The 17540-nt window shown below is 30.0% G+C and carries 13 protein-coding genes; 6 read left to right on the top strand and 7 right to left on the bottom strand.

The window, feature by feature from the left end; all coding sequences use genetic code 11:
• Positions 1-5 precede the first annotated feature (5 nt).
• Together BM335_RS09645 and BM335_RS09640 are read right to left on the bottom strand one after the other, a co-directional pair.
• A complete protein-coding gene (locus tag BM335_RS09645; RefSeq protein WP_090226161.1) occupies positions 6-1784 on the bottom strand; it encodes a M56 family metallopeptidase in 1779 nt (592 codons plus the stop codon).
• Positions 1781-2152, bottom strand: coding sequence for a BlaI/MecI/CopY family transcriptional regulator (locus BM335_RS09640; protein ID WP_090226158.1), 372 nt, complete (start codon positions 2150-2152; stop codon positions 1781-1783). Before BM335_RS09640 ends, BM335_RS09645 begins: the two co-directional genes overlap by 4 nt.
• Positions 2153-2281: 129 nt before the next feature.
• On the opposite strand from BM335_RS09640, the gene BM335_RS09635 reads away from it, so the two are divergent.
• The 3 genes from BM335_RS09635 to BM335_RS09625 all read left to right on the top strand — a co-directional run bounded on the left by BM335_RS09635 (position 2282) and on the right by BM335_RS09625 (position 6275).
• The gene (locus tag BM335_RS09635; RefSeq protein ID WP_090226151.1) at positions 2282-2788 is read left to right on the top strand and encodes a DUF456 domain-containing protein; all 507 of its coding nucleotides are present in this window, start codon (positions 2282-2284) and stop codon (positions 2786-2788) included.
• 251 nt (positions 2789-3039) lie between these two features.
• On the top strand, positions 3040-4740 hold the full coding sequence (gene lysS / locus BM335_RS09630) for a lysine--tRNA ligase (RefSeq protein WP_090226148.1): 1701 nt from the start codon (positions 3040-3042) through the stop codon (positions 4738-4740).
• Between the two features lie 155 nt (positions 4741-4895).
• Positions 4896-6275, top strand: a complete 1380-nt coding sequence (locus BM335_RS09625) for an MFS transporter (RefSeq protein ID WP_090226145.1) — start codon at positions 4896-4898, stop codon at positions 6273-6275.
• Positions 6276-6368: 93 nt separating this feature from the next.
• On the opposite strand, the gene BM335_RS09620 is transcribed toward BM335_RS09625, so the two are convergent.
• A complete protein-coding gene (locus BM335_RS09620) occupies positions 6369-7673 on the bottom strand; it encodes a M18 family aminopeptidase (protein ID WP_090226141.1) in 1305 nt (434 codons plus the stop codon).
• 253 nt (positions 7674-7926) lie between these two features.
• Here BM335_RS09620 and BM335_RS09615 point away from each other — a divergent pair, with 253 nt between their 5' ends.
• From BM335_RS09615 to BM335_RS09605, 3 genes are all read left to right on the top strand, one after another.
• A complete protein-coding gene (locus BM335_RS09615; protein WP_090226137.1) occupies positions 7927-10086 on the top strand; it encodes a M3 family metallopeptidase in 2160 nt (719 codons plus the stop codon).
• 118 nt (positions 10087-10204) lie between these two features.
• A complete protein-coding gene (locus BM335_RS09610) occupies positions 10205-11503 on the top strand; it encodes a carboxypeptidase-like regulatory domain-containing protein (protein WP_090226134.1) in 1299 nt (432 codons plus the stop codon).
• Between the two features lie 140 nt (positions 11504-11643).
• Positions 11644-14142: a zinc-dependent metalloprotease gene (locus tag BM335_RS09605; protein ID WP_090226131.1), complete on the top strand. Its 2499-nt coding sequence runs from the start codon at positions 11644-11646 to the stop codon at positions 14140-14142.
• Between the two features lie 77 nt (positions 14143-14219).
• On the opposite strand, the gene groL is transcribed toward BM335_RS09605, so the two are convergent.
• From groL to BM335_RS09585, 4 genes are all read right to left on the bottom strand, one after another.
• Positions 14220-15848 carry a chaperonin GroEL gene (gene groL / locus BM335_RS09600; RefSeq protein WP_090226127.1) on the bottom strand — a complete coding sequence of 543 codons (1629 nt, stop codon included), beginning with the start codon at positions 15846-15848 and terminating at the stop codon, positions 14220-14222.
• Between the two features lie 19 nt (positions 15849-15867).
• Positions 15868-16146 (bottom strand): co-chaperone GroES, encoded by a 279-nt coding sequence (locus tag BM335_RS09595; protein ID WP_090226123.1) that lies wholly within the window; start codon positions 16144-16146, stop codon positions 15868-15870.
• A 162-nt stretch (positions 16147-16308) separates the two neighbouring features.
• Positions 16309-16653 (bottom strand): preprotein translocase subunit SecG, encoded by a 345-nt coding sequence (gene secG / locus BM335_RS09590; protein WP_090226119.1) that lies wholly within the window; start codon positions 16651-16653, stop codon positions 16309-16311.
• Positions 16650-17540 carry a hypothetical protein gene (locus BM335_RS09585; protein ID WP_090226115.1) on the bottom strand — a complete coding sequence of 297 codons (891 nt, stop codon included), beginning with the start codon at positions 17538-17540 and terminating at the stop codon, positions 16650-16652. Before BM335_RS09585 ends, secG begins: the two co-directional genes overlap by 4 nt.

The following is a 17540-nucleotide window of genomic DNA, read 5'->3' as shown; positions in this document are numbered from 1 at the left end:
AATTTTTAATCTACTTTAAACGCAATTGGCAAACTATATTTAACACCAACTGCTTGTCCACCATATTTCCCTGGTATCATTTTAGGCAAACTACTCACAACTCTTACAGCTTCTTCTTCTAAATTTTCATGTGGTGCTCTTGCTCTAACATCTGTAATATTCCCTTCTTTATTAATTTTAAATATCACAAAAACTCTTTTAATTCCAGGTTTTAAACCTAAGGTTTTTGCTAATCCTGAATTAAAGTTTTTAGCCACATGATTTGTAATGTTTTCTTGAATACAAACTTTTAACTCTTCTTCTGATCCTTCACAACCCGGAAAAACTGGTACATTTTCAATAATAGCAAAAGGAAGATCGACATCCACATTTTCTGATATTAAACTATCAATACTTTTTTTTGTATACTTTGGAAATTCATCTTTAGTTATTTTTCCATCAACTTTAAAAGCAATAGGCAATGAATATTTAACATTTACATTATTACCTTTATGTTTACCTGGAATCATTTTTGGCAACGAAGTTACCACTCTAATAGCTTCATCTTCTAATGATTTATGTGCAGCTCTAGATTTTACATCAGAAATATTTCCATTTTTATCAATTTTAAACATTACATAAATTCTTTGAACACCAGATTTTAGCTTTAATTCATTTGCAAGAGTTGTGTTAAAATTCTTATTTACATGATTTGTAATGCCATATTGTAAACATTTTTTTAATTCTTCTTCAGTTCCAGTACAACCAGGAAAAACAGGCACATTTTCTATTTCACTAAAAGGAACATCTAACGTTTCAATAAGTGTATCATTCTTCTTTAGGACTTTACTACTTTCTTCAACTTTCAGGTTCTCAATAATTTCATTTTCAACTATTTCATTTGAACTTATAACTTCATCAATTATAGGAAATTCTTGAATATTAGATTCTTTTTTATCTTCAAATGAACTTAAAACCAACATTCCTCCAACTAAAGGAATTAATAATAAATATTTTAATTGTTTAATTTTTTGTGATTTATTTTTGGTAATCATAGCTATTCTTTTTTTAATTAATGAATGTTTAAAAAATTGGTTTATAAATGAAATATTTTCAACATTAAAAGTTTGCGAGAGTATGGTATTAAAATAAATTTTTTTATCGGTTTGTGCTACAACTTCAGCATCAGAAATATACTCGTGTAACAACGTAATTCTGTTTTGATACACATAAATTAACGGATTAAACCACATTACTATTTTTAACAATTCAAAAAACAATAAATCTAATGTGTGTAATTGTTTGCAATGCACCATTTCGTGTTGAATGATGGATAATTCTTTTTGTTCTACAAAATCTCTTTTGATAAATATATAATTGAAAAACGAAAAAGCAGATGCTGTTTTATTCAACAAAACCAATATAAATTTTTCACTTTTTACAACTTCATTGGTAGTAATTAATTGAATAATTTTAAATAATTTAATTAAAAAAAAGATTGAAAAAAGAGCTATCCCACTATAAAAACCTATTTGCAAATAATTAATAGATGACTCAATTTCAACTGTTTGTAAAATTACGGCTTCCGGATTTAAAAAAATTGTGGGTAATTGCTCAACATACATATTAGTAACGCTTTTTTGTAAACTTTCAAACTTTAAAAAAGGAATTACAAATGCTAAAATGGGTGTTGACAATAAATAAAATCTGTTCCATTTAAAAAAGGTTTCTTTTTGCAAAAAGAAATCGTAAACAGCTAAAAACAGCACCTGAAACAACACAACTTGAAGTATATAATTTATCATTTCTCAGTCTTTTTAGTGTTAATACTTTCTAAAATAGTTTCTAATTCATTGATATCAACATCGTTCTTTTTTACAAAAAAGGACACCAAACTTTTAAATGAACCATCAAAATAACCATCAACCAACTTTTGCAAACTTTGGTTACTATAATCCGTTTTTTTAATTAATGGAAAATAAATATAACCTCTTCCTTTGCTTTTATGCGCCACAAAATCTTTGGTTTCTAAAATTCTAATAATGGTTGAAACTGTATTGTATGCAGGTTTTGGATTGGGTAATTTATCAATAATATCTTGCACACTTCCCTCTTCTATTTCCCATAACACTTGCATAAATTGCTCTTCAGCCTTTGTTAATTGCTTATCCATTTTTAACTAAGTTTTTAGTTCAACAACACAAATATAACTAAAAAATTAGTTTAAACTAATTTTTTAGTTATAAATATTATATTTACATAAAAATATTTTAAAATTGAAATTGAAAACTTACATTAGCATATGGATATTTTTCTTTTAATTGTAGGATTTTTATTAGCTATTTTAGGTATTATCGGTTCTATTTTACCTGTATTGCCTGGACCAATTTTAGGATGGTTTGGATTATTATTATTGTACTTTACCAAAATAGTACCCGTTAATTACACATTATTAAGCATTACTTTGGTAATTTCAATTATAGTTTTGGCATTAGATTATATAATCCCATCTATAGGAACTAAAAAATTTGGAGGTACAAAATTTGGTGTAATTGGTACAACTATAGGTTTGGTGGTTGGCTTATTTTTCTTACCTCCAATTGGAATTATTGTAGGTCCTTTTCTTGGTGCTTTTGTTGGAGAAATGATTTATGATAGTAAAAATCCGAAGAAAGCTTTAAAAGCATCATATGGTTCTTTTATTGGTTTTTTAACCGGAACACTATTAAAATTTGTAGTGGCTATAATTTTTACTGGCTTGTATTTTTCAATTTTTTGGGAATATAAAGCCTCTTTTTTCAACTTTTAGGCTTAAAACAACCTTTTTTAAAACAAAAAAAGCGTCCCGGTTTTTCGGGAAGCTTTCCATTGGTTTATAAAACCATGACGCTTTTACACGTCAAACAACACAACTAAATCGCTTTCGAAGCGATAGGCAAATATATAAAATTATTTTTGATTACAAATTCTAAACACTTTTTCTTTCTAAATTACCTAAATTTCTGAATTGATTGTATCTTTGCGCACTGTAAAATAAATACAACAACTAAAAATAGTAGTATGCAATTATCACCACTTGAAATAATTAGAAGAGAATCGTTACAAAAATTACGTGATTTAGGAATCAATCCATATCCTGCTGAAGAATTTAAAACAACAGCAACCATAAAGGAAATTATAGCTAATTTTAATGATTTTGATGGTAAGGAAGTTGTGTTAGCTGGAAGAATGATGAGCCGTAGAATTATGGGGAAAGCATCATTTGCTGAATTAAAAGATGCTAGTGGCAGAATGCAAATCTATATCAACAGAGATGAAATTTCTTCTGATGATGAAGGAACTATGTACAATACTGTATTCAAAAAATTATTGGATATGGGTGATATTATTGGAATTAAAGGCGAAGTTTTTAAAACCAAAGTTGGTGAAGAATCTGTAAACGTAAAGGAATTAACAGTACTTTCTAAAAGTTTACGCCCATTGCCAGTTGTAAAAACCGATGCTGATGGAAAAGTACACGATGCATTTGCAGATAATGAACAACGATACAGAAGGCGTTATGTAGATTTAATAGTAAATGACCACGTAAAAGAAACATTTATAAAACGTACAAAAATAACCAACTCTATACGTGAATTTTTTAACACACGTGGTTATTTAGAAGTAGAAACACCAATTTTACAACCAATTCCAGGTGGCGCTGCTGCGCGCCCGTTTATGACACATCATAACGCATTGGATATGCCTTTATATCTGCGTATTGCTAACGAATTATATTTAAAACGTTTAATTGTTGGTGGTTTTGATGCTGTGTATGAGTTTGCAAAAGATTTCAGAAATGAAGGAATGGACAGAACACATAATCCGGAATTTACAGTAATGGAATTGTATGTTGCTTACAAAGATTATAACTGGATGATGAATATGACAGAAGAGTTGTTGGAAAAAGTATCTATGGATGCCAACGGAACAACTGAAGTTATGATTGGTGAAAATAAAGTAAGCTTTAAAGCACCTTATCCAAGAGTTCCAATTTTAGAAGCTATTAAAATTCACACTGGTTATGATGTTGCTGGAATGAATGAAGTTGAATTAAGAGAGGTTTGTAAAAAAGTAGGTATTGAAGTAGATGAAACAATGGGTGTTGGAAAACTAATTGATGAATTATTTGGTGAAAAATGTGAGCACCACTATATTCAGCCAACATTTATAACGGATTATCCAAAAGAAATGAGTCCGCTAACTAAAGAGCACAGAACGAATCCTGCTTTAACAGAACGTTTTGAGCTGATGGTAAACGGAAAAGAATTAGCAAACGCCTATTCTGAGTTAAATGATCCAATAGATCAACGTGAGCGTTTTGAAGATCAATTAAAATTAACAGAAAAAGGTGATGATGAAGCGATGTTTATTGACCAAGATTTTATTCGCGCTCTAGAATACGGAATGCCTCCAACATCAGGAATTGGAATTGGAATTGACCGTTTGGTAATGTTTATGACAAATAATGCATCTATACAAGAAGTACTATTTTTTCCTCAAATGAAACCAGAGAAAAAAGCACCTTCTGTAGAATTAAATGATGATGAAAAAGTATTGTTTGAAATGCTTAAAAAAGTAGAAAAAGTTTTATTGAATGATTTGAAAACACAAAGTGAATTCAGTAATAAAAAATGGGATAAAACCTTAAAAGGCTTAACTAAACACAATTTGGCTAAAGTAACTAATACAAATGATGGTTTATTTGTTGAGTTAGTTTAAAACATTTTTACATAAAAAATATTGAAAAGGAATTACTTAGTTGTAGTTCCTTTTTCATTTAAAAGCTATTTAGTACTAAAAACTGCTAAATAAAGTAAAATATCAATCATTAAAAATGTGTATCTTCGGCAACTATAAAATTTAAAAGATAACTTATGCTTCAAAAATTTAAAGGATTTACAAGAGCTTTTTGGACAGCAAATATTGTTGAACTACTTGAAAGAGCGGCTTATTATGGTGTTTTTATTGTAATAACACTTTATTTATCAAGAATATTAGGTTTTAGTGATATGGAAGCCGGATTAATTTCTGGTGTATTTTCAGGTGGACTTTATTTATTACCAACATTTACAGGTGCACTAGCAGATAAAATCGGATTTAAATATTCTTTAATAATTGCATTTTCGTTACTTACTTTAGGTTATTTTGGACTTGGAGTTCTACCATCAATATTAGAATCTATGGGTCTTGTAGATTATTCTGGTGATATTACTTTTACTGGGATTGTTGAATCTGCTCAAAGATGGGCCATTGTGCCAATTATGCTTGTTCTTATGATTGGTGGTTCATTTATTAAATCTGTAATTACAGGAACCGTTGCAAAAGAAACATCAGAAGCAAACAGAGCACAAGGTTTTTCTATATTTTATATGATGGTAAATATTGGTGCTTTTTCTGGAAAAACAATTGTAAAACCATTAAGAGATTCTATGGGAGATTTAGGTTACGTTTATATCAATTATTTCTCTGCTGCAATGACCTTGTTAGGTTTAATTATGATTGTTGCATTTTATAAAAGTGCAAAACATACAGGTGAAGGAAAAACTTTTGGTGAAATATGGGCAGGTTTAATTAAAGTTTGTACCAACGGAAGATTAATTACACTAATTTTAATTATTACTGGCTTTTGGATGGTACAACATCAATTGTATGCAACTATGCCAAAATATGTACTTAGAATGGCAGGAGAAAATGCATCACCATCTTGGTACGCAAACGTTAACCCATTAACAGTAGTTTTAACAGTTGCATTTATTACTAGAATGATGGCAAGTAAAACGCCTTTATTTTCTATGACAGTTGGTATGTTTATTATGCCACTTTCGGCAATTGCTATGGCTTCAGGTAATTGGTTTGGTCACGCTGAAATTGATTTAGGTTTTATAAGTATGCACCCAATTGCATTAATGATGATTGCTGGTATTGTTTTACAAGGTTTGGCAGAATCTTTTATTTCTCCAAGATTTTTACAATTTTTCTCTTTACAAGCACCAAAAGGTGAAGAAGGAATGTACTTAGGATTTAGCCATTTACACTCTTTTATTTCTTCAGTTTTAGGTTTTGGTTTATCTGGTTATTTATTATCTAAATATTGTCCAGAACCAAAATTATTTGAAACACGTGAAGCTTGGGAGGCTGCATCAGTAAATGCGCATTTCATTTGGTATTATTTTGCTGCAATTGCGTTGGTTTCAGCTATTTCATTAATTATTTATGGAAAAGTAATTAAAAAATTAGATGCAAAAAATGCTTAAAAAATAATTATAAAAAACATCTCTTTTAAAAAAAAGCTTTCTGAAAATTATAATTTTCAGAAAGTTTTTTTATTATCTAACTTTTTTAATAAACTAATTAAGTTTATAAAATATATTTAATGCTTTAATCATATAGGTATGATCATCAACGCCACTAGTTTCTCTAATTGAGTGCATTGCCCACATTGGGTTTCCAACATCTACAGATCTAATTGCTAATTGACCCGCAGAAACATTTCCTAATGTACTTCCTCCAACCATATCTGATCTATTCACAAATTTTTGATACGGAACCTTTGCTTCTTTACAAACCATTTCAAAAACGGCGCTTGAATTACTATCGGTTGTATATTTCTGATTTGCTTCAATTTTAATTGCCGGACCACCATTTAGCACTGGTTTAGAAACTGGATCGTGCTTATCTGGATGATTTGGATGTAATCCGTGCGCCATATCTGCACTTACCATAAACGAGTTATAAATTGCTCGTTGCACATCTTCATCATTTTTACCTTGTACACTGGCAATTCTGTGTAAAATATCTTTTAAAATTGGTGAACCTGCTCCTTGTTTTGATCGACTTCCAACTTCTTCATTATCAAAAATTGCCAATACATTTGTAGATTTTGTAATTGGCGTATCAACAAAAGCTAATAAACCAGCATGAACCATCGCTAAATCATCTAATTTACCGGAAGAAATAAACTCATTATTTAATCCAATAATGCTTCCTTTTGTAAAATCATATAAATTTAAATCTACCTCCAAAATATCTTCTATCGGAACATTTATTTCTTTTGAAATTTTAGTTACTAGTAAATTTTCTTTGTTAATTTTATCAGTAACAATAGCTGCTACAGGTAGCATATCAACTTGTTTATTTAAAGCAATTCCATCATTTACAGTTCTATTAAAATGAATTGGTAAATTTGGAATTACAAGAATTGGTTGCTGAATGTTAACTAAATAGGTTGATGGATTTAAAGGATTTTTTCCTTTTACACTTACCCTTCCTGCAATAGATAAAGGCCTGTCTAACCACGTATTTAAAATGGCGCCACCGTAAGTTTCGGTATTAAATTTTATATATTTTTCATCTACTGTAATTTCTGGAGATGGTTTAATTTTAAACGTAGGAGAATCGGAATGTGCAGCAACTATTTTAAACCCTGCATTTTCTACTTCTCCACTTCCTAATACAAAAGCAAATAGTGAAGAATCATTTTGACTTACAAAATATTTTCCTTCTTTTTTAATTTGCCATTTTTCTGTTAATTTTAACTCAATAAAACCCTTTTTTAAAAGCATTTTTTTTGAATTTGCAATCACATGATATGGACTTGGACTATCGTAAATAAAATCAATAAGATTTTTAGCATTTTTTAAATTTTCATTCATAAAATTAGAATTAATATACTATCAACAAATATAGTATTATTAACCAGCATTTAATTATTTTCCACAAAAACACCTCCTTAAAGTTTCTTTTAACATTATTTGTTTACAATCACTTCTATTTTAACATTTCATTAACAAAAGTAGCGACTAAAAAAATCCTGCCACAACTAAGTTCTATATATAAATACTTAATTTTGAGAAATTCAATCAACCAGGCTATTTTAGGTAGTACTGTTTTAAAATCAATCTAATTATGAATATATTTTATAAATCTAAAAAACTTCAATTTATTACTATTTTAAGTTTTACAATTGCAGTTACCAGTTGTAAAGAAAAAAAAGAAAATGAACAACCTATGGAAACTAACAATGTTTTATTATCTGAATGGACAGGAGATTACGGAGGCACTCCAGCATTTGATAAAATGAATATTAAGGATATTAAACCAGCCCTTGAAAAAGGTATGGCAGAAAAATTAAGCGAAATTGATGCAATAACAAGCAACATAGAAGCGCCAACATTTGAAAATACCATTGTTCCGTTAGAAAAATCTGGCGCAACATTAGATAGAGTTTTTACATATTACGGCATTTGGAGCAGCAATATGTCAACGCCAGAATTTAGAGAAATTGAAAGTGAAATGGCTCCTATTTTATCTGAATTTAATTCTAAAATATCTCAAAATTTAGAATTATTTAAAAGAATTAAAACAGTTTATGATAACTCGTTAGAAACACCTTTAGAAGATGATAAACAGAGAGTTGTAAATTTAATATATGAAGGTTTTGCAATGAATGGGGCAGAATTAGATGATACCAAAAAAGCACGTTATGCCGAAATAAACAAAGAACTTTCTACACTTTACACAAATTTTTCTAACAATGTATTAGCCGATGAAGAAAATTATGTAGTGTATTTAACTAAAGAACAATTAGGCGGTTTACCAGAATCTTTAGTAAAAGCAGCAGCAAATGCAGCAAAAGAGAAAGGTAAAGAAGGTATGTATGCAATTACTAACACACGTTCTTCTATGGATCCTTTTTTAACTTACTCAACAGAAAGAGATTTGAGAGAAAAAGTTTGGAAAAATTATTATTCTCGCGGTGATAATGGCGACCAATATGATAACAATGAAAACATTGCTAAAATTTTAAAACTTAGAAAAGAGCGAGTTGGTTTATTAGGTTATGATAACTATGCCGATTGGCGTTTACAAAACAGAATGGCTAAAACTCCAGAAAACGCTATGGCATTAATGAATGCTGTTTGGCCAGCTGCCATTGCAAGAGTTAAAGAAGAAGTTGCCGATATGCAAGCAGTTGCCGATAAAAATGGTGATAAAATTACTATTGAACCTTGGGATTATAGATATTATGCTGAAAAAGTTAGAAAATTAAAATACGATTTAGATTCTGACGAAGTAAAACAATACTTACAATTAGATAAATTAACACAAGCCTTATTTTTTGTAGCTGATGAATTGTTTAATTATAAATTTACGCCAGTCCCAGCAGGATCTGTAGCTATTTTTCAAGAAGATGTAAAAGTTTGGGAAGTTACAGATAAAACAACTGGAGAACACATAGGTTTATGGTATTTAGATCCGTTTGCGCGTCAAGGAAAAAGATCTGGTGCTTGGGCAACAACCTACAGAAGTCACACAACTTTTGATGGTAAAAAAACCGTTTTAGGCTCTAACAATTCTAACTTTGTAAAACCTGCACCTGGCGAGCCAGTTTTGGTTTCTTGGGATGACGCAACAACTTTTTTACATGAATTTGGTCATGCATTGCATTTCTTTTCATCAAATGTAAAATACCCAATTTTAAATAGTGGTGTTAGAGATTATACTGAGTTCCAAAGTCAAGTTTTAGAACGCTGGTTATCAACAGATAAAGTAATTAATCAATTTTTAGTACATTACAAAACTGGCGAGCCAATGCCAGCAGCATTAATTGCAAAAATTAAAAAATCAGCCACTTTTAATCAAGGATTTTCAACAACAGAGTATTTAGCTTCAGCAATTATGGATATGAAATTTCATATGGCAGATCCAACAAACATTGACGTAGATGCTTTTGAAAAAGAAACCTTAACCGAATTAAATATGCCAAAAGAATTGGTAATGCGTCATAGAACACCGCATTTTGGTCACGTATTTTCTGGCGAAGGATATGCTACAGCGTATTACGGATATATGTGGGCAGACGTTTTAACTGCAGATGCTGCTGAAGCTTTTGCTGAAGCTCCAGGAGGTTTTTACGATAAAGAATTGGCAGCAAAAATGGTAAAATATTTATTTGCTCCAAGAAATTCTACTGACCCTGCCGAAGCATATAGAAACTTTAGAGGTAGAGATGCAAAAATTGATGCACTTATGAGAGATAGAGGTTTTCCAATTTCTAAAAAATAATTTTTATAATTAAAATAAAAAAAGGGAGTGCAAAAATGTACTCCCTTTTTCTTTGTAATTACTTTATAAATTAGTAAATTGTTTAGTCAAATTGTTATCGCATCTAAATTTGAAAAATATGAAAAGTCTTTCTACAATATTCGGTTCAAAAAAAACAACCATTACAGCTGTATTACTAATTATTTTTACGTTTGTATTTAATAATAATGTTTCTGCCAAAACTATTGTAAAAGATACTATTGGCTTTAAACAATTTGAAGGTGTTGTAATTGATAGTAAAACAAAAAAAGAATTAGTTTACGCATCTATTACAGTTAACGGAACAAATATTAGTACCGTAACAAACTCACAAGGTGATTTTACTATAAAAGTTCCTACTATATATTTAAACAACAAAATTACAGTATCGTATTTAGGTTATACAAGCCTTATTATTGATTTAAAAAACTTAGAAGAAAAAAATAATATTATAAAACTTGAAACCTATATTGAAGAACTTTCCGAAGTAAAAATTGAAGTAAAAGATGCCAAATCGTTAGTACTAGAAATGCTAAAAAGACGAGGTCAAAATTATTTTACAGAACAAACTACAATGACAGGTTTTTATAGAGAAACCATAAAAAAAAGAAGAAGTTATGTATCGCTTTCAGAAGCCGTTGTTGAAATTTATAAACAATCTTACACCAACTCAAAAAACGATATTTTAAAACTATATAAAGCCAGAAAAAGTACCGATTATGATAAATTAGACACTATAACCTTAAAATTACAAGGAGGCCCTTTTAGTGCGCTTTATATGGATATCATAAAAAATCCTAATTTATTTTTTAGTGAAGAAGGAACTGATAGTTATGATTTTCATTTTGACACAGCCACTAAAATTGACAATAAACCCGTTTATGTAGTAAGTTTTGCACCAAAATCTTATATAGAAGAACCTCTTTATATTGGTAAACTTTATATTGAAGCAAAATCATTAGCTTTAAAAAGTGCTACATTTCAATTAAGTTTAGAAGATACCGAAAAAGCTGCACGTTTATTTATTGTTAAAAAACCAAGTAGAGCTGACGTAATACCAATTCAAGCAAATTACCATGTAGATTATAGAGAAAAAGATGGAGAATGGTTTTATGGCTATAGCCGAATTGAACTAGGCTTTAAAATAGATTATGACAAAAGATTGTTTAATTCCGTTTATTATTTAACTATGGAAATGGCAATTACAGATTGGGAAAAAAATGAAGAAAATTTATCTCTTAAATTTAAAGACAGATTTAAATCCAACGCAATTTTAAGTGATGAAGCTTCTGGCTTTAGTGACCCAGAATTTTGGGGTGAATTTAATGTTATTGAACCAGAAAAACCAATAGAATCCGCCATTAAAAAAATTCAAAAACAACTGAAAAAGTCTAATTAATTAAACTAATTTTTATCTTTCTTAACAAAAAAGCCATTTTAAAATTAAAATGGCTTTTTCTTTAACAAATATTTAAGATTTTTTGATGTTTCATTTAATAATTTCAGCGCTTATTAATTTTTCAAACAAACAACTTATTTATGACAAAAAGAATTTTCACATCACTTTTAACAATGTTGTTAATTGTGGGAGTTTCAAATAATGCCGAAGCTCAAAGAAAAAAGAAAAAAGACGAGGTTAAAGAAACACCTACACCTCCAAAACCTAAAAAAGGTGAAATTGAACCATATTCTAAAGTAATTACTAGCGATGCAAAAACTGATGAAGGTTTATTTAAAGTACACTTTTTAGATGATAAATATTTGTATGAAATTCCAGACTCACTTCTTGAAAGAGAAATGTTGATGGTGACTCGTATTGCTAAAAACACATCAAATAATTCAAGTTTTGGTGGACAAAAAACAAATACACAAGTTTTACGTTGGCAAAAAAAGGATAAAAATATAATTTTAAGAGTTGTTTCACACAACATTGTTGCCGATGAAGAATTACCAATTCATGAAGCTGTTGTAAATTCCAATTTTGAACCAGTTTTATACTCATTTCCAATTAAAGCATATACTGATGATAAAAAATCTGTAGTTATTGATGTAACTGAACTGTTTTCTACAGATGTAAAACCACTTGGTTTACCGGAAAATGTTAGAAAAGATTATAAAATATCACGTCTTGAAACTAAAACATCATTTATAGAAAGTATAAAAAGTTATCCATTAAACATTGAATCTCGTCACGTAAAAACCTATGTAGCAAGTGAGCCACCTTCTAATTCAAGTACAGGAACGGTTTCTGTTGAAATGAGCAACTCTATGATTTTACTTCCAAAAGTACCAATGAAACGTAGAATTTTTGACGAAAGAGTTGGTTGGTTTACTACAAGTCAAACTGATTATGGTTTAGATGTGCAAAAAAGCAAAGAAATTACATTTTTAGACAGATGGCGTTTAGAAGTAAAAGATGAAGACATTGAAAAATTTAAAAATGGCGAATTAGTAGAGCCTAAAAAACAAATTGTCTATTATATTGATAGAGCTACGCCAAAAAAATGGGTACCATATATTAAAGCTGGTATTGAAGATTGGCAAGTTGCTTTTGAAGCAGCAGGATTTAAAAATGCCATCATTGCAAAAGATCCTCCAACAAAAGAAGAAGATCCGGAATGGACTCCTGAAGATGTTCGTTATTCTGTAGTTAGATATTTAGCATCTCCAATTCCAAATGCAAATGGACCTCATGTTAGTGACCCACGCTCTGGTGAAATTTTAGAATCTGATATAAACTGGTATCATAATGTTATGAGTTTGTTACAAGGTTGGTTTTTTGTACAAACTGCAGCTATTAATCCAGATGCGCAAGGTGTAGCATTTGAAGATGATGTAATGGGAAGATTAATCCGATTTGTCTCATCACATGAAGTAGGTCATACTTTAGGTTTACCGCACAATATGGGAAGTAGTGCTGCATATCCAGTAGATTCACTAAGATCTGCAACCTTTACTAAAAAACATAGTACAGCGCCATCAATAATGGATTATGCCCGATTTAATTATGTTGCACAGCCTGGAGATAAAGATGTTGCATTAATGCCAAATATTGGAGTGTATGATAAATATGCCATGAGTTGGGGATATCGCCCAATTTTAGAAGCCAAAACTGCTGAAGATGAAAAACCTATTTTAGATAGTTGGATTTTAAAACACGCTGGTGATCCTTTATACAGATTTGGACATCAACAAGCAGGAAGTGTTGTAGATCCAAGTTCTCAAACCGAAGACTTAGGTGATGATGCTATAAAAGCTAGTGCTTATGGAATTGCCAACCTAAAAAGAATTGTTCCTAATTTAATTAAATGGACAGCTGAAAAAGGTAAAAATTATGACGATTTAGAAACTATGTACGGTCATGTAATTGCTCAATTTAACAGATATATGGGGCACGTTTCTTCTAACTTAGGAGGTGTTTACGAAAACTATAAAACATACGATCAAGAAGGTTTAGTTTATACACATGTTGATAAAACGCATCAAAAAAACTGTTTAAATTTTATTAATGATCAGTTGTTTTCAACTCCAAATTGGTTGATAGATAAAGAAATTATTGGTAGAACAGAATATTCTGGAATTACAGAAAGAATTAGAAGTATTCAAGTTAAAACACTTAATAATATTCTAGATTTAGGCACTATGATGCGAATGATTGAAAACGAAACTTTAAACGGAAACAAAGCATATACGTTAATAAGTATGATGACCGATTTAAGAAATGGTATTTGGTCTGAATTAAATTCTAGTAAAGACATTGATACTTATAGAAGAAATTTACAACGCGCCCATGTTGAAAGACTTGCGGAATTGTTAAATTCTAAAGATGTTAAAGTAAGTAGTCGTAAATCAAGTTATGTAAAAACTACTGCAGTAACGGTTAAAGAATCTGATATTATTCCTATTGTTAGAGGAGAATTAAACAGAATTAAAAAAAACGCTTACAGAGCATCTTTAGCAACAACAAATACAGTTAAAAAATATCATTTACAAGATATTTCAGAAAGAATTGATGCTATTTTAAATCCAAAAGGTTAAATAAAATAGTAAATCATAAAATATAAAAAAGGCTCTCAAAATTTTGAGAGCCTTTTTTATGTATACATATTTTTTTATTACATCATTCCTGGCATTCCACCACCCATTGGAGGCATTGCAGGAGTGTCTTCTTTAATGTCAACAAGCGTACATGCAGTTGTTAAAATCATTCCAGCTACAGAAGCCGCATTTTCTAAAGCAATTCTTGTAACTTTAGTTGGATCAATAATACCAGCTTTTAGCATTTTTGTATACTCATCTGTTTTAGCATTGTATCCAAAATCACCTTTTCCTTCCATCACTTTTGCCACAACAACAGAACCTTCTCCACCAGCGTTTTCAACAATTTGACGTAATGGTTCTTCAATGGCTCTTGCTAAAATTTTAACACCTGTTAATTCGTCTAAATTATCAGTAGTAATTGTTTTTAAAACATCAATTGTTCTAACTAAAGCAACTCCACCACCAGCAACAATTCCTTCTTCAACAGCAGCACGTGTTGCGTGTAAAGCATCATCAACTCTGTCTTTTTTCTCTTTCATTTCAACTTCACTTGCAGCACCAACATATAAAACAGCAACACCACCAGCTAATTTAGCTAAACGCTCTTGTAGTTTTTCTTTGTCGTAGTCTGATGTTGTAGTTTCAATTTGAGCCTTAATTTGATTTACTCTAGCTTTAATATCTTCAGGGTTACCTGACCCGTTTACAACTGTGGTGTTATCTTTATCAATAGTTATTCTTTCAGCAGTACCCAACATATCAATTGTCGTGTTTTCAAGAGTTAAACCTCTTTCTTCAGCAATAACAGTACCACCAGTTAAAATTGCAATATCTTCTAACATTGCTTTTCTTCTGTCTCCAAATCCTGGAGCTTTTACAGCAGCAATTTTTAAAGCACCACGTAATTTGTTCATTACTAATGTAGCTAAAGCTTCACCTTCAACATCTTCAGCAATAATTAACAATGGTTTTCCGCTTTGAGCAACAGGCTCTAATATTGGTAATAAATCTTTTAAATTGGTAATTTTCTTTTCGAACAGCAAAATATAAGGATTTTCTAAATCCGTTAACATTTTATCGGCATTTGTTACAAAGTAAGGAGATAAATATCCTCTATCAAACTGCATACCTTCAACAATATCAACATATGTAGCGGTTCCTTTTGCTTCTTCTACAGTAATTACACCTTCTTTTCCAACTTTTTCGAAAGCTTGTGCAATTAAATCTCCAATAGTTTCATCATTATTTGCTGAGATCGATGCTACTTGTTTTATTTTCTCTGATTTGTTTCCAACTTCTTGAGATTGTGCTCTTAAATTTGCAACAATTGCTTCAACGGCTTTGTCAATTCCTCTTTTTAAATCTAATGGATTTGCACCAGCAGCAACGTTTTTTAATCCTTCTTTTACAATAGCTTGTGCTAATACAGTTGCAGTTGTTGTTCCATCACCGGCTAAATCATTAGTTTTAGATGCAACTTCTTTAACCATTTGAGCTCCCATATTTTCTAAAGGATTTTCTAACTCAATTTCTTTAGCGACAGTAACACCATCTTTTGTAATTATTGGGCCACCAAATGATTTACCAATAACAACATTCCTTCCTTTTGGTCCTAATGTTACTTTAACTGCATTTGCCAAAGCATCTACACCTCTTTTAAGCCCATCACGAGCTTCAATATCAAAAATTATATCTTTTGCCATTTTATCTTATTTTTAATAATTAAACAATTGCTAAAATATCGCTTTCTCTCATGATTAAATAGTCGGTACCATCCACAACTAGTTCGGTTCCTGCATATTTACCATATAAAACTGTATCACCAACTTTCACTGTCATTGGTTCGTCTTTCAATCCGTTACCAACTGCAATTACAGTTCCTTTTTGCTGTTTTTCTTTTGCTGAATCTGGAATAATTAATCCTGATGCTGTTGTTTTTTCAGCTGGAAGAGGTTCTACTAAAACTCTATCTGATAATGGTTTAATATTAATTTTATTCATTTTTAATTAGTTTAAAAAATTATTAATTCTGTGAATTAAATAGTCTAAAAGTATGCCAAGTTAGTAAATCTGCCAAATGTACTTTTAAAGTAACTTTTTTTAATAAAAAAATGCCAACGTGTCATTTACGTTGGCATTTTTTAACTTATATTTTTTATACAGCTATTGAACGGTATCTTGCGTTGTAGCAGGAGTTGTAGTTTCAATTGGTGCACTTTGTACTTCTCTATTTTGAAGTGTGTTTTCTATTTCTGAACTTGTATCAACAGCATTTGGCTTTGGAGCAGCAAAATTAGATAATAAAATTAGGGCTAATAATACTATTGAAAGTGTCCAAGTACTTTTATCTAAAAAGTTTGTAGTGTTTTGAACGCCACCTAATGATTGTGATCCACCTCCACCAAATGAAGAAGACAACCCTCCACCTTTAGGATTTTGAACCATAATAATTAATATTAGCAAAAATGCTACTATCATAATTAGAACTAAAAATAATGTATATGTCATGACTTATTTTTTTGTAAAATTTTTATTGCTTTAATTCGGTTTGCAAAGAAACTACTTTTTTCTGGATATTTCAAACTTAAAATGCGGTAAGCTTGCAATGCATTATCATATTTTTTTTGTTCTAAGTAAACTTTGGCTAAAGTTTCTGTCATTAAACTTTCGCTTTGATAATTACTTTCTGCAGAAATATCAACATTTACAGCTTGTTTATCTACTGGTTTAATTTTTGGATTGGTTTCAATAAATTTATCAATTAGGCTAAATTTATCTTCAATTTTTGAAGAAATTTTGTCAGTTTTAGAAGCTTTTTCTTCTCTTTCAATAGGTTTTTGCGAAATTAATTGCATCCATTCGTTAAAAGAATGTGGTTCTGCACTACTAAATTGCAAAGGTTTTCCTAATTCTAACACTTCATTTGCTTCTTTAGTTTCTTCAGAATTAGTTAAAACTATTTCTATTTCTTCTCTATTATTTGTCTCTGAAATAGCAGGTGGATTTGTATCCACTTTTTCTTCAGGTAAAATTGGTTCTTCTTTTTGTTTTTTTGACTTAAATAAACTTGTAATTTTACTATGAAGCACTTTTACGGTTTCAGGTTCTATCACTTCAATTTCTTCTAATATTTCAATTTCATTTACTGTTTTTTTATCAAAATTTAATGAAGTAATATATTCAAAAAGTACTTTTCTATCTATGGTATATGCTGCTGTTTTTTTTAAAGCTTCATTATATTTAAAACTATTGTTATTTTTAAAATTTTTAAGCTGAAGCGCTTTTACAGCTTGAAAATAAGGAAATTCATGAATAATACTCTCTAATACTTCTGGCGATGTAGTATTCGCTTTTTCAGGGTTAGTTAATAAATTATTAAATTCAATACTATTCAT

Origin of the sequence: Lutibacter maritimus (genome assembly GCF_900116115.1) — a bacterium.
Lineage (GTDB): Bacteria > Bacteroidota > Bacteroidia > Flavobacteriales > Flavobacteriaceae > Lutibacter > Lutibacter maritimus.
The sequence above is the reverse complement of the archived record's forward strand: the minus strand, read 5'-3'. Positions and strand labels throughout refer to the sequence as shown.